We start from the raw sequence: 13,190 nt of genomic DNA, 5'->3' as shown, positions 1-13,190 counted from the left end.
CCGCGGGCGCCGCTAGGCTCTGCGCGTGAAGTCCTGGCCCGCTCCCGCCGTCCCGTCCGTCCCCGGCAGCCCGCTGCCCGTGCGCATCCACGACACCGCGCGCGGCGACGTCGTGGAGCTCGCCCCCGGGCCGACGGCGCGGATCTACTGCTGTGGGATCACGCCGTATGACGCCACCCACATGGGGCACGCGGCGACCTACGTGACCTTCGACCTGCTCGGGCGGGCGCTGCGGCAGGCCGGCCACGAGGTGCACTACACGCAGAACATCACCGACGTCGACGACCCGCTGCTCGAGCGCGCCGCCCGCGACGGTGTCGACTGGACGGCCCTGGCCACCCAGGAGATCCAGCTCTTCCGCGACGACATGACCGCGCTGCGGGTGCTGCCGCCGGACCACTACGTGGGCGTGGTCGAGTCGGTCGAGGCCATCGCCGACCAGGTCGCCCAGCTCGTCGAGTCGGGGGCTGCCTACCCGGTCCCGGTGCCCGAGGCGGAGCGTGGGCTGGTGCGCGACGGCGCGTCCGACTACTACCTCGACCTGGCCCAGCAGCCGACCTTCGGGGAGGTGTCCGGGTGGACCCGCGAGGAGATGCTGTCGGTCTTCCCCGAGCGTGGCGGCGACCCGGACCGCGCGGGCAAGCGTGACCCCCTCGACCCGCTGCTGTGGCGCGCGGAGCGGCGCGGCGAGCCCGCCTGGGCCGGCGGGATCCCCGGCTGCGGCCGCCCCGGCTGGCACATCGAGTGCACGACCATCGCGCTGGACACGCTCGGCATGGGGTTCGACGTGCAGGGCGGCGGCACGGACCTGGTCTTCCCGCACCACGAGATGTCGGCGGTGCAGGCCGTCGGGCTGACGGGGGAGCGGGAGTTCGCCCAGGCCTACCTGCACCAGGCGATGGTGGGCCTCGACGGGGCGAAGATGAGCAAGTCCAAGGGCAACCTGGTGCTCGTGTCACGGCTGCGCGAGCAGGGCGTCGACCCGATGGCCGTGCGGCTCGTGCTGCTGGACCAGCACTACCGCCACGACTGGGACTGGACCGAGGACCTGCTGGTGCGGGCCCAGGAGCGGCTCGCGCGCTGGCGGGAGGCCGTGGCCCGGGAGGCCGCGCCGGACGCGACCGAGGTCGTCGCGCAGGTCCGGGCCGCGCTGTGCCAGGACCTCGACACGCCGGCCGCCCTGGCTGCGGTCGACGCGTGGTGCGACGCAGTCGGGACGGCGAGCGGCGCGGGGCAGCGGGTGGGCGACGCGGTGGACGCCTTCCTCGGCATACGCCTCTGACCCAACGTCACGTCTGACCCAAGGTCACGTCCGCCCGAGGGTCACTTGGGGTCGTCGTCGCGGCGCCGCAGGAACTTCTCGAACTCCCGCGCGATCGCCTCGCCGGTCGCCTCCGGCAGCTCCGCGGTGTCCTGCGCCTCCTCGAGCGAGGAGATGTACTCCGCCACGTCGTCGTCCCCCGAGGCCAGCTCGTCCACGCCGTGCTGCCACGCGATCGCGTCCTCGGGGAAGTCCCCGCGCGGGATCGTGATGCCGAGCAGCTCCTCCACCCGGTCGAGCAGCGCCAGCGACGCCTTGGGCGACGGCGACGACCCGGCGTAGTGCGGGATCCCCGCCCACGCGCTCACCGTCGGCAACCCGATCTGCTCCGCCGCCAGGCCGAGCACGCCGACGATCCCGGTCGGTCCCTCGTAGGTCGACGCCGCGATGTCGAAACGGTGCGTCAGCTCCTCGGACTCGCTGGTCACGTCGGTCGCGATCGGGCGGGTGTGCGGCGTCGGCGCGAGGTAGGCGCCCAGCGTGATCACGAGCTCGACGCCCGCCTGCTCGGCGAAGTCCAGCAGCTCCTCGGTGAAGCCCCGCCACCGCACCGACGGCTCGATGCCCTGCACCAGCAGCACGTCGCGGTCCTCGCCGGTCAGCGAGGCGTGCAGGATCCGCGTCGTCGGCCAGGTCACGATCCGCTCGCCGCCCTCGTGCACGATCCGCGGCCGGGTCACCTGGAAGTCGTAGTACTCCTCCGGGTCGATCGCCGCGACGGCCTCCGCGCCCCACGCCGTCGCCAGGTGCGCGACGAGGTCGGTGGCGGCCTCGCCGGCGTCGTTCCACCCCTCGAACGCCGCGATCATGACCGGGCGGCGCAGCTCCGGCAGGTCGTCGAACTGGATCACGCGGGCTCCTTGGCTTCGCACGGCCAGGCACTGGCCGGGTGGACGTCGGTGGGACAGGACGTCGGTCCAGCCTAGACTTCAGGCCGTCCCCGACTCCAAAGGCAGGCACCTCGTGAGCGCACGCTCGGACCTCTTCCGCACCGCCTGGACCCAACGCGTCCTCGTCGCCGACGGCGCGATGGGCACGATGCTGCAGGCGGCCGACCCGAGCATGGACGACTTCCAGGGGCACGAGGGCTGCAACGAGATCCTCAACGTCACCCGCCCCGACGTCGTGCGCTCGGTCCACGACGCCTACTTCGAGGCCGGGTCGGACTGCGTCGAGACCAACACCTTCGGCGCCAACCACGCCAACCTCGGTGAGTACGACATCGTCGAGCGCATCTACGAGCTCGCCCGCGCCGGCGCCGAGATCGCCCGCGCGTCCGCCGACGCGTGGAGCACCGAGGAGCGCCCGCGCTTCGTCCTCGGGTCGATGGGCCCCGGGACCAAGCTGCCCTCGCTGGGCCACATCGACTTCGCGACGCTGCGGGACGCCTACCAGGAGTGCGCGCGCGGCCTGATCGACGGCGGCGCCGACGCGCTGCTCGTCGAGACCGTGCAGGACCTGCTGCAGGCCAAGGCCGCCGTCATCGGGGCCCGCCGCGCGCTGGCCGCCGCCGACGAGACCCTGCCGATCATCGTCTCGGTCACCGTCGAGACGACCGGCACGATGCTCCTCGGCTCCGAGATCGGCGCTGCGCTGGTCGCCCTGGAGGCGCTCGGCATCGACGCCATCGGCCTCAACTGCGCGACCGGCCCGGCCGAGATGAGCGAGCACCTGCGGGTGCTCTCGCAGCAGTCGCGCATCCCGATCACGGTCATGCCCAACGCCGGGCTCCCGCAGCTGTCCAAGGACGGCGCCTACTACCCCCTCACCCCGGCCGAGCTCGCCTCCGCGCACCAGGACTTCGTCCGGTCGTATGGCGTGCAGCTCGTCGGCGGGTGCTGCGGCACGACGCCGGAGCACCTGAAGGCCGTGGTCGAGGCCGTCGGCGGCCAGCCGGTGCGGGCGCGCGACCCGCAGCCGGAGGCCGGCGTGGCCTCCCTCTACGCCCCGGTGCCGTTCCGCCAGGACGCGTCCTTCCTGTCGATCGGGGAGCGCACCAACGCCAACGGCTCCAAGGCCTTCCGCGAGGCGATGCTCGCCGAGAAGTGGGACGACTGCGTCGAGATCGCCCGCGCCCAGACCCGCGACGGCGCGCACCTGCTCGACGTCTGCGTCGACTACGTCGGGCGCGACGGGGCCGCCGACATGGCCGAGGTGGCGTCCCGCCTGGCCACCGCGTCGACGCTCCCGCTGGTGCTGGACTCCACCGAGCCGGCCGTCGTGCAGGCCGGGCTGGAGCGGCTCGGCGGACGCGCCGTCATCAACTCGGTCAACTTCGAGGACGGCGACGGCCCGGACTCCCGCTACGCCCGGATGACGGCGCTGGTGCGCGAGCACGGCGCCGCGGTGGTCGCGCTGACCATCGACGAGCAGGGCCAGGCCCGCACCCGGGACCACAAGGTGGCCGTCGGGTCGCGGCTGATCGAGGCGCTGACCGGCGACCACGGCATGCGGGTCGAGGACATCGTCGTGGACTGCCTGACCTTCCCGATCGCGACGGGTCAGGAGGAGACACGGCGCGACGCCATCGAGACCATCGAGGCGATCCGGGAGCTGACGACCCGATACCCGGGCGTGCAGACCACCCTCGGCGTGTCCAACGTGTCCTTCGGCCTCAAGCCGGCGGCGCGGCAGGTGCTCAACTCCGTCTTCCTCGACGAGTGCGTCAAGGCCGGGCTGACCAGCGCTATCGTCAACTCCGCCAAGATCGTCCCGATCTCCCGGATCCCCGAGGACCAGCTCACGGTCGCCCTCGACCTGGTGCACGACCGCCGCGAGTGGGCCGGCGAGCCGGGCGAGTCGGAGTGCACCTACGACCCGCTGGCGCGGATGCTCGAGCTCTTCGAGGGCGTCGACTCGACCTCGCTGAAGGCCGAGCGCGCCAACGCGCTGGCCGCGCTGCCGCTCGCGGAGCGCCTCGCGCAGCGCATCGTCGACGGCGAGCGCAACGGCCTCGAGGCCGACCTCGACGAGGCGCTCGGGCAGGGCCACGACCCGCTCGCGATCATCAACGACATGCTGCTCGAGGGCATGAAGACCGTCGGCGAGCTCTTCGGCTCCGGCAAGATGCAGCTGCCCTTCGTGCTGCAGTCCGCCGAGACCATGAAGGCCGCCGTCGCCCACCTCGAGCCCCACATCGAGGCCACCTCCGGCGGCGCCAAGCGCGAGGCCAAGGCCAGGGTGCTGCTCGCCACCGTCAAGGGCGACGTCCACGACATCGGCAAGAACCTCGTCGACATCATCCTGAGCAACAACGGCTACGACGTCGTCAACATCGGCATCAAGGTCCCCGTCAACGAGATCATCGACCAGGCGCAGCAGCACGACGTCGACGCCATCGGGATGTCGGGCCTGCTCGTCAAGTCAACCGTCGTCATGAAGGACAACCTGCTCGAGCTCAACTCCCGCGACCTCGCCGGCCGGTGGCCGGTGCTGCTCGGCGGCGCCGCGCTGACCCGCGCCTACGTCGAGCAGGACCTCGCCGAGCTCTACGACGGGCAGGTGCGCTACGCACGGGACGCCTTCGAGGGGCTGCGGCTCATGGACGCCGTCGCCAAGGCCAAGGCCGACCCCGCGGTGCAGCTCGCCGACGCGCTGCCGGCGCTGCGGCCCCGCCGCGTAGCGGCGCGGCATACGGACGAGCGCAGCGAGCCCACCGAGGTCGACACCCGGCGCTCCGACGTGGCCGCCGACAACCGGATCCCCACCCCGCCGTTCTGGGGCACCCGGGTCGTCAAGGGGATCTCCCTGGCCGACGTCGCGGGCTACCTCGACGAGCGCGCCACCTTCCTCGGCCAGTGGGGGCTCAAGCCGACCCGCGGCGACGATGGGCCCGGCTACGAGGAGCTCGTGGAGACCGAGGGGCGCCCGCGGCTGCGGATGTGGCTCGACCGGATCAAGACCGACGACCTGGTGCAGCCGGCCGTGGTCTACGGCTACTTCCCGTGCTGGTCCGAGGGCAACGACCTGGTCCTGCTCGACTGGACCGAGCGGCCCGACGGCTCGATCGAGCTGGGGGAGGAGAAGGCGAGGTTCAGCTTCCCCCGCCAGTCGCGCGACCGGCGGCTCTGCCTGGCCGACTTCTTCCGCTCCCGCGAGGCCGTCGAGGCGGACGGGCAGCCCGACGTCCTCGCCCTGCAGCTCGTCACGATGGGCGACCAGGTGGCGCAGGAGACGGCGCGCCTCTTCGCCGCCAACGCCTACCGCGACTACCTCGAGCTGCACGGCCTGTCGGTGCAGCTGACCGAGGCGCTGGCGGAGTACTGGCACGCCCGGGTCCGCTCCGAGCTGGACCTCGCCGACGGCGACGCCCGCTCCCTCGGCGGCATCCTCAAGCAGCAGTACACCGGGGAGCGCTACTCGTTCGGGTACCCCGCGTGCCCGGACCTGGAGGACCGCGCCACCCTGGTCGCGCTGCTCGAGCCCGAGCGGATCGGCGTGACCCTGTCCGAGGAGCTGCAGCTGCACCCCGAGCAGTCCACGGACGCCCTGGTCACGCACCACCCCGACGCGTCCTACTTCAAGGCGTGACGGTGGTGGCTGGACCGACCGTGCCTGGATCAGACGTGACTGGACAGAGCGTGCCTGGACCGAAGCGCCCCGACCTGCCCGCCGCCGTCCTGTTCGACATGGACGGGACGCTGGTCGACTCCGAGCCCTATTGGATGGCCGAGGAGCACGCCCTCGTGGCGAGCTACGGCGGCGAGTGGGGCGACGACCTCGCCCACCAGCTCGTGGGCCAGGCGCTGACCTGGTCGGCGGGGTTCATCCGCGCCCACAGCCCGGTGACGCTGAGCGACGAGGAGATCATCGACCGGCTGATGTCCGGGGTGATCCGCAGGTTTCGCGAGCACCTCCCGTGGCGGCCCGGCGCGCAGGACCTGCTGCTGCAGACCCGCGAGCTGGGGATCCCGCTGGCGCTGGTCACGATGTCCTACACCGCCTTCGCCGGCGAGCTGCTGGCGGCGCTGCCGGAGGGCACCTTCGACGTCGTGATCACCGGGGACGAGGTGGACAACGGCAAGCCGCACCCGGAGCCCTACCTCACCGCCGCGGCCCGGCTCGGCGTCGCCCCCGAGCAGTGCCTGGCCATCGAGGACTCCAACACCGGTCTGGCGTCGGCCCTCGCGGCCGGCGTCCCCACCATCGGGATCCCGCACATCGTGCCCATCCCCGCCCAGGAGGGGCTGCGCATCGTGCCGACCATGGTGGGCACGTCCGTCGCCGGCCTGTGGGCGCTCTTCGGCGAGGAGGTCAGCGCGACGGCGGACCACCGATGAGGTCCAGCAGGGCGTCCCAGCGGCTCTGGTGTCGCCGTTGCCGCTCGCGCGCGAGCCGCATCCGGCGGCCCTGGGGGTCGTAGAACCGGGCGGCCCACCACGACCGCGGTCGCGCGAGCCGCAGCGCCCCCGCCCACGCCAGCCCCGGGACGAAGACGCCCACCACCGACAGCCACGGCTTGCCCTTGAGCAGGCACACCAGCGCCGACACCAGGTTGACCACGATGACGGCGGTGAGGGCCCACCGCAGCCACGGCAGCCCGGTCGGCGTCGAGGCCAGGCCGAGGGGGTCGATCCCCAGCAGCACCGCCACGGCGATGGCGCCGGTCGTGATGAGCGCGGTGATGCTGGTGCGCCCCTCCGGGGACCAGTAGACGTCCTCCAGGTGCAGCCACATCGCGAACTGGTCGAGGGTCAAGGCGGCCCCGGCCCCGAAGGCGGCCGCCGTCACGTCGGCCCACACCCCCACGGGCCGGTAGGCCACCTGCACGAACCCGACAAGCAGGATCAGGATGATGCCCCACACCTGGTGGTGCACGTGGATGCCGTTGATGAGGATGTCCCGGATCGGCCCGCGGGGCGCGGTGCCCACCGGGGCCCGGTCGGCCTGGTGGCGGATGTAGCGGGTCGCCGCGCGGGTCAGCGCGATGGTCGTGACGAAGGCCGCCAGCAGCCACAGCACCGAGATGCGCTCGGGGGTCGCCTCGAGGCCGGGTATGGGCAGGGCAGGGAGGGCGACGGACACGGCGGGCACAGCGGCGGTCATGGTGCCTCGATTGTGACCGATCGCGCCGCCCTCAGGCCCCCGCGGAGGCCTCGACCGGCTCCACGTCGATGACGTCGTCCGCGTCCACGTCGGGCTCGGCCGCCGCGGAGGAGGCCGGGTCCAGGGCGCGGGCGACCGCCCCCTCGGGGATCGGCGGCGGGGTGCCACCCCACGCGGGGCACAGGCTCTGGTGGGCGCACCAGTCGCACAGCCGACTCTTGCTCGGCCGCCAGTCACCCGTCTCGGCGGCCCGCACGATCGCCTGCCACAGCGCCTTGAGCTTGCGCTCGGTCGCCCGCAGGTCGGCCTCGTCGGGCTGGTAGCGCACCAGCTCGCCGTCGCCGAGGTAGACCAGCTGCAGCATCGCCGGCACCACGCCGCGGGTGCGCCACAGCACCAGGGCGTAGAACTTCATCTGGAACAACGCCTTGCCCTCGAACAGCACCGACGGCGCCCGGCCGGTCTTGTAGTCGACCACGCGGATCATGCCGTTGGGTGCCACGTCCAGCCGGTCGACGTAGCCCCGGAGAAGGAGCCCGTCCACGTCGCACTCGACGTAGAGCTCGCGCTCCGCCGGCTCCAGGTCGCTCGGGTCCTCCAGCCCGAACCACCGCTCCACCAGCGCCGTCGCCTCGGACAGCCACCGCGTCAGCTCGACCGCGCCCTCACCGTCGCCGACCAGGTCCGCGAGCTCGGGACGCTCCTGCAGCAACGCCTCCCACTGCGGGAGCACCAGGGAGGAGGCGTGCTCCAGGGTCCGCTCCGGCGCCGGCACGTCGAAGAGCCGCTCCAGCACGGAGTGCACCAGCGTGCCCCGCGCCGCCGCGGGCGACGGCGGCTCGGGGAGCCGGTCGATCACGCGGAAGCGGTAGAGCAGCGGGCACTGCATGAAGTCCGCGGCGCGGCTGGGGGACAGGGCGGCAACCATGACTCCGACGATAGAGCCCGGCACCGACAGACCCCCCGAGGCACGTAGGCTCGGGGCCATGTCAGATCCAGGGAGGCAGCGTCCGGCGGCATACGACCAGGGGCCCGAGCTGCCGACCGAGCAGGTGAGCCCGCCCCCCGGCTGGCGGATCGGGACCCTGCGGGGCACCCCGATCTACCTGGGGCGGTCGTGGCCGCTGCTCGCCGTGATCATCCTCGCGACCTTCGGGCCGCAGGTGGCGCGGGTGCTGCCCGACCTGGGCGCCGCAGCCTACCTCGTCGCGTTCGTCTACGTGCTGCTGCTCCTCGTCTCCGTGCTCGCCCACGAGGCGGCGCACGCGCTGACCGCCCAGGCCTTCGGGCACCGGGTGCACCGGATCGTCGCGGACCTCATGGGCGGTCACACCACCTACCAGTCCGAGACCAACACCCCGGCCCGCAGCGCGCTGGTGGCGGTCTCCGGGCCCGCGGCCAACGCCCTGCTGGCGGGCGTCGCGTGGCTGCTGCTGCCCGGCGCCTACGGGGACGTGCCGGCGCTGCTGCTCGGAGCGTTCTTCTACTCCAACGCGTTCGTCGCGGCCTTCAACCTGCTCCCCGGGCTGCCGCTGGACGGCGGCTTCGTCCTGGACGCGCTGGTGTGGAAGCTCACCGGCAGCCGCACCACCGGGCTGCTCGTCGCCGGCTGGTGCGGGCGGGTGCTCGTCGTCGGGGTCGTCGCGTGGTTCCTGCTGCTGCCGCTGCTCACCGGCGGCTCGCCGGACCTCGTCATGGTGCTCTGGACGGCGCTGATCGGCTCCTTCCTGTGGGTCGGGGCGACCAGCGCCATCCGCTCCGCCCAGGCCCGCCGTCTCGTCGACCGGGTGCACGTGGCCGAGCTCCTGCACCCCGCCGTCGTGCTGCCCGCCGGGGCCACCGTCGCCGACGCGGCCGCGGCCTACGGCCGGGACGGGGCTCAGGTCGTGGCCGTCGCCGACGACCGCGGGGTCCCCGTCGCCGTGGTCGACCCGCGGGTGGTGCAGCAGGTCCCGGTGCACCAGCAGCCGCAGACGCCGGTGTCGGCCGTTGCCGCCGCGCAGCCCGACGGCTGGACCATGGATCTCACCCCCGACGCCCCGGTCACCACGGCCCTCGAGCGCATGGCCCAGCTCGGCAGTGCGGTCGTGCTCGCCCGCACCCCCGACGGGCGGCTCGGGCTGCTCGACGCCGGCGAGATCGAGGCCGCGGCGGCGCGGCGCGCCTGAGCCGGTGGCGGCACCGCCGGACCGGCACGGGGTCCGTCGGTGGTCGTCACTACACTGGCCGCACCATGACGACGCAGCCCGCTCCCCAGCAGCCCACCGGCGCCCTCGGCCGCCGCGGACCCTTCCAGCCGGGGGAGCGGGTGCAGCTCACCGACGCGCGCGGCCGCATGCACACGATCACGCTGGAGCCGGGCGCGGCCTTCGACACCCACCGCGGGCGCATCTGGCACGACGGGCTCATCGGCCGCCCCGACGGCTCGACGGTGCGCAACACCGTCGAGGAGGAGTTCCTCGCGCTGCGGCCGCTGCTGTCGGACTACGTCATGTCGATGCCCCGGGGGGCCGCCGTCGTCTACCCCAAGGACGCGGGCCAGATCGTGCAGTATGCCGACATCTTCCCCGGCGCCACCGTCGTCGAGGCCGGCGTGGGCTCCGGCGCGCTATCGATGTCGCTGCTGCGCGCGGTCGGCGACCACGGCCGGCTGCACTCCTTCGAGCGCCGCGCGGACTTCGCCGAGATCGCCCGCGGCAACGCCCGCACCTTCTTCGGCGGCGACCACCCCGCGTGGACCATCACCGTCGGCGACCTCGTCGACGCGCTGCCGCAGACCTGCGACCCGGGCAGCGTCGACCGGGTGGTGCTCGACATGCTCGCGCCCTGGGAGTGCCTCGACGTCGTCGGCGACGCCCTGGCGCCCGGCGGGCTGCTGATCTGCTACGTCGCGACCGCGACCCAGCTGTCCCGGGTCGCCGAGGCCGCCAAGGCCCACGGCGGCTTCACCGAGCCCCACGCGTGGGAGACCATCGAGCGGGACTGGCACCTCGAAGGGCTCGCCGTGCGGCCGGTCCACCGGATGCACGGGCACACCGGCTTCCTGATCACCACGCGCCGGCTCGCGCCCGGCGTCACCCCGCCGCTGCGCAAGCGTCGTCCCGCCAAGGGCCCCGAGGACCCGGGCGATCAGCCCTTCGGCGTCGAGCCGGACCACGCGTGGACGCCCGAGGACGTGGGCGAGCGCACGGTCAGCGACAAGCGGCTGCGCCGGATCCGCCGGTCGGTGACCGGCGAGGCCCCGCCGCCTCCGACGCCGCCGCGGGACCGCGGGGAGCAGGGGGAGCGGCATACGGCGGCTGAGGACCCGAGCCAGGACGAGGTGGACCGATGAGCTATGACCCGACCAGCGAGACGCACGCCGCGCGCGTGCGCGAGCTCACCACCCAGCTGTCCGCGCTGCGCACCGCCAACGGCGCGCTCGGGCAGGCCAACGACCGGCTCACCCAGACGCTGAAGGCCGCGCGCGACCAGATCACCAGCCTGCGCGAGGAGATCGACCGGATCGCCGCGCCGCCCTCGACCTACGGGATCGTGCAGCGGGCCTACCCGGACGACAAGACCGTGGACATCACGACCGCGGGCCGCAAGATGCGGGTGGCGGTGTCGATGGAGCTGCCGTTCGGCGAGCTGCGACCCGGCCGGGAGGTCCGGCTCAACGAGGCCCTCGTGGTGGTGCAGCTCGCGAGCTACGAGGACGCGGGGGAGGTCGTGCTCGTCAAGGAGCGGCTCGACGAGGGCCGCGTGGTCGTGCTCCTGCGCAACGACGAGGAGCGCGTCGTGCGGGTCGCGGGGTCGCTCGACGGGGTGCGGCTGCGGCCCGGGGACGCGGTGCTGCTCGACACCCGCAGCAGCTTCGTGCTGGAGACGGTGCCGCACGCCGAGGTGTCCGAGCTGCTGCTCGAGGAGGTGCCCGACATCTCCTACAGCGACATCGGCGGGCTGGCGCCGCAGATCGAGCAGATCCGCGACGCCGTGGAGATGCCCTTCCTGCACCCCGAGCTCTACCGCGAGCACCACCTGCGCCCGCCCAAGGGGGTGCTGCTCTACGGCCCGCCCGGGTGCGGCAAGACGCTCATCGCCAAGGCGGTCGCGGCCTCCCTCGCCCGGCAGGTCGCGACCCGCGACGGGCTGACCGGGGAGGACGCGCCCAAGAGCTACTTCCTCAACATCAAGGGCCCCGAGCTGCTCAACAAGTACGTCGGCGAGACCGAGCGGCACATCCGGCTGATCTTCGAGCGCGCCCGGGAGAAGGCCGACGACGGCACCCCCGTCGTGGTGTTCTTCGATGAGATGGACTCGCTCTTCCGCACCCGCGGGTCAGGCGTGTCCTCCGACGTGGAGACCACGATCGTGCCGCAGCTGCTCGCCGAGATCGACGGCGTCGAGCGCCTCGACAACGTCATCGTCATCGGAGCCTCCAACCGCGAGGACATGATCGACCCGGCGATCCTGCGGCCCGGTCGCCTGGACGTGAAGATCAAGATCGAGCGCCCCGACGTGACCGGCGCCCGGGAGATCTTCGCGAAGTACCTCACCGCCGAGGTGCCGCTGCACGCCGACGAGCTCGAGGACCACGACGGCGACGCCAAGGCGACCGTCGAGGACCTGATCGACGCCGTCATGGAGCGGATGTTTGCCGAGAGCGACACCAACCGGTTCCTGGAGGTGACCTACCTCTCCGGGGCCAAGGAGGTGCTCTACTTCGGGGACTTCGTGTCCGGCGCCATGATCCAGAACATCGTCGACCGCGCCAAGACCGCCGCGATCAAGGCGCTGATCACGACCGGGCAGCGCGGGCTGCGGCTCGAGCACCTGATGGCGGCCTACGTGGCGGAGTTCCGGGAGAACGAAGACCTGCCCAACACCACCAACCCCGACGACTGGGCCCGGATCTCCGGCAAGCGGGGCGAGCGGATCATCAACATCCACACGCTGGTCGGCGGCAAGGACCTCAAGGTCGACTGACCCCAGGATCGGGCAGGGGCGTGTGCGGCGGCGTCGGGGGCAGCCCGCAGAGCGGTCACAGGTCCCTCGCCAGGAGGCGTCTGGCGTGGCCGATGTGACCGATCTGTGCGGCCGGCAGTGAGCGGTGCCTACCCGCGAAGACCTACCGGCGGGCGATCCGGGCTGCGACGAGGCGGGGGAGCAGCAGGAGGATCGCCAGGGCGACCAGGGCGACCACGATGAAGCTGACGGCGGTGCCCGCCCCGGTCAGGGCCCGCAGGGCCATGCCCACCGCCACGGTGCACAGCCAGATCGGCACCCCGCCGCGCAGCGTGACGGGGGACAGGCGCGCCGCCAGCGCCACGCCCCAGCCGACCAGCGTGCCGACCAGGAACGGCCATGCGGTGCCCAGGATCCCCAGCAACGCACCGGTCTCGGCGTGCGACCGCCGGCCGATCGCCGCGAAGACGACCACGAGCAGCAGGTCCACGAGCAGGTGCAGGAAGGCCGGGGCGCGCATGGTCCCGACCCTACCCGCGCGGTATGCCGCCCCCACACGCCGGCATACCGCACGGGAGGTGGTCAGGGGCGGGGCTCGCGGGTGGGTGTCCCGGCCTGCGCCGAGGGCTCGGGCCGGTGGTGCGGCAGCCACCCGCCGGCGATGGCGAGCACCGCGATGGCGATGCCCGTGGGGCCGTACTCGAGGCCGCGGTGCTCGTGCAGCCAGTACCCGAGGTAGCCGAGCACCAGGCACAGGATGGGGAAGACGACGGAGTAGTACCGGTGGCGCGTCATGCCTTCACCCTGCCGGACGGCGGGCGGGCGGCATACGCACAGCACTCACGACCCGGCCATGACACCTGTCATGGTCCCCACC

The 13,190-nt window shown here is 73.0% G+C and carries 11 protein-coding genes; 6 read left to right on the top strand and 5 right to left on the bottom strand.

Features of this window, described 5'->3' with window-relative positions; translation table 11 throughout:
* The first annotated feature begins 25 nt into the window (after positions 1 to 25).
* Positions 26 to 1,282, top strand: a complete 1,257-nt coding sequence (gene mshC / locus ADJ73_RS12675) for a cysteine--1-D-myo-inosityl 2-amino-2-deoxy-alpha-D-glucopyranoside ligase (RefSeq protein ID WP_050348562.1) — start codon at positions 26 to 28, stop codon at positions 1,280 to 1,282.
* Positions 1,283 to 1,323: 41 nt separating this feature from the next.
* On the opposite strand, the gene ADJ73_RS12670 is transcribed toward mshC, so the two are convergent.
* On the bottom strand, positions 1,324 to 2,172 hold the full coding sequence (locus tag ADJ73_RS12670) for a PAC2 family protein (protein ID WP_050348561.1): 849 nt from the start codon (positions 2,170 to 2,172) through the stop codon (positions 1,324 to 1,326).
* Between the two features lie 112 nt (positions 2,173 to 2,284).
* Between ADJ73_RS12670 and metH the strand changes: the two genes are divergently transcribed.
* Together metH and ADJ73_RS12660 are read left to right on the top strand one after the other, a co-directional pair.
* Complete coding sequence (metH, locus tag ADJ73_RS12665) at positions 2,285 to 5,851, top strand: methionine synthase (RefSeq protein ID WP_050348560.1); 3,567 nt, start codon at positions 2,285 to 2,287, stop codon at positions 5,849 to 5,851.
* Between the two features lie 35 nt (positions 5,852 to 5,886).
* Positions 5,887 to 6,600: an HAD family hydrolase gene (locus ADJ73_RS12660; RefSeq protein ID WP_253272572.1), complete on the top strand. Its 714-nt coding sequence runs from the start codon at positions 5,887 to 5,889 to the stop codon at positions 6,598 to 6,600.
* Here the strand turns inward: ADJ73_RS12660 and ADJ73_RS12655 are convergent.
* Both ADJ73_RS12655 and ADJ73_RS12650 read right to left on the bottom strand, forming a co-directional pair.
* The gene (locus ADJ73_RS12655; protein ID WP_082176987.1) at positions 6,575 to 7,366 is read right to left on the bottom strand and encodes a hypothetical protein; all 792 of its coding nucleotides are present in this window, start codon (positions 7,364 to 7,366) and stop codon (positions 6,575 to 6,577) included. The genes ADJ73_RS12660 and ADJ73_RS12655 overlap by 26 nt on opposite strands.
* A 31-nt stretch (positions 7,367 to 7,397) precedes the next feature.
* Positions 7,398 to 8,294: a RecB family exonuclease gene (locus tag ADJ73_RS12650; protein WP_050348559.1), complete on the bottom strand. Its 897-nt coding sequence runs from the start codon at positions 8,292 to 8,294 to the stop codon at positions 7,398 to 7,400.
* A gap of 58 nt (positions 8,295 to 8,352) precedes the next feature.
* Between ADJ73_RS12650 and ADJ73_RS12645 the strand changes: the two genes are divergently transcribed.
* From ADJ73_RS12645 to arc, 3 genes are all read left to right on the top strand, one after another.
* Positions 8,353 to 9,534 (top strand): site-2 protease family protein, encoded by a 1,182-nt coding sequence (locus ADJ73_RS12645; protein ID WP_156188231.1) that lies wholly within the window; start codon positions 8,353 to 8,355, stop codon positions 9,532 to 9,534.
* Between the two features lie 65 nt (positions 9,535 to 9,599).
* On the top strand, positions 9,600 to 10,700 hold the full coding sequence (locus ADJ73_RS12640; protein ID WP_082176986.1) for a tRNA (adenine-N1)-methyltransferase: 1,101 nt from the start codon (positions 9,600 to 9,602) through the stop codon (positions 10,698 to 10,700).
* A complete protein-coding gene (gene arc, locus ADJ73_RS12635) occupies positions 10,697 to 12,334 on the top strand; it encodes a proteasome ATPase (protein WP_082176985.1) in 1,638 nt (545 codons plus the stop codon). Before ADJ73_RS12640 ends, arc begins: the two co-directional genes overlap by 4 nt.
* A 142-nt stretch (positions 12,335 to 12,476) precedes the next feature.
* Here arc and ADJ73_RS12630 read toward each other — a convergent pair whose 3' ends face one another.
* Positions 12,477 to 12,833, bottom strand: coding sequence for a DUF3054 domain-containing protein (locus tag ADJ73_RS12630; protein ID WP_050348557.1), 357 nt, complete (start codon positions 12,831 to 12,833; stop codon positions 12,477 to 12,479).
* Positions 12,834 to 12,895: 62 nt separating this feature from the next.
* Positions 12,896 to 13,108 carry a hypothetical protein gene (locus tag ADJ73_RS12625; protein WP_050348556.1) on the bottom strand — a complete coding sequence of 71 codons (213 nt, stop codon included), beginning with the start codon at positions 13,106 to 13,108 and terminating at the stop codon, positions 12,896 to 12,898.
* Positions 13,109 to 13,190: the final 82 nt, after the last annotated feature.

This window comes from Arsenicicoccus sp. oral taxon 190 (assembly GCF_001189535.1).
Taxonomy (GTDB): Bacteria; Actinomycetota; Actinomycetes; order Actinomycetales; family Dermatophilaceae; genus Arsenicicoccus.
The sequence above is the reverse complement of the archived record's forward strand: the minus strand, read 5'-3'. Positions and strand labels throughout refer to the sequence as shown.

Excerpts from the sequence above, each read along its gene's own strand:
- ADJ73_RS12645 (WP_156188231.1), top strand. The coding sequence starts at position 8,353 with ATGTCAGATCCAGGGAGGCAGCGTCCGGCGGCATACGACCAGGGGCCC.
- ADJ73_RS12630 (WP_050348557.1), bottom strand. The coding sequence starts at position 12,833 with ATGCGCGCCCCGGCCTTCCTGCACCTGCTCGTGGACCTGCTGCTCGTG.
- ADJ73_RS12650 (WP_050348559.1), bottom strand. The coding sequence starts at position 8,294 with ATGGTTGCCGCCCTGTCCCCCAGCCGCGCCGCGGACTTCATGCAGTGC.
- ADJ73_RS12640 (WP_082176986.1), top strand. The coding sequence starts at position 9,600 with ATGACGACGCAGCCCGCTCCCCAGCAGCCCACCGGCGCCCTCGGCCGC.
- ADJ73_RS12655 (WP_082176987.1), bottom strand. The coding sequence starts at position 7,366 with ATGACCGCCGCTGTGCCCGCCGTGTCCGTCGCCCTCCCTGCCCTGCCC.
- ADJ73_RS12625 (WP_050348556.1), bottom strand. The coding sequence starts at position 13,108 with ATGACGCGCCACCGGTACTACTCCGTCGTCTTCCCCATCCTGTGCCTG.
- arc (WP_082176985.1), top strand. The coding sequence starts at position 10,697 with ATGAGCTATGACCCGACCAGCGAGACGCACGCCGCGCGCGTGCGCGAG.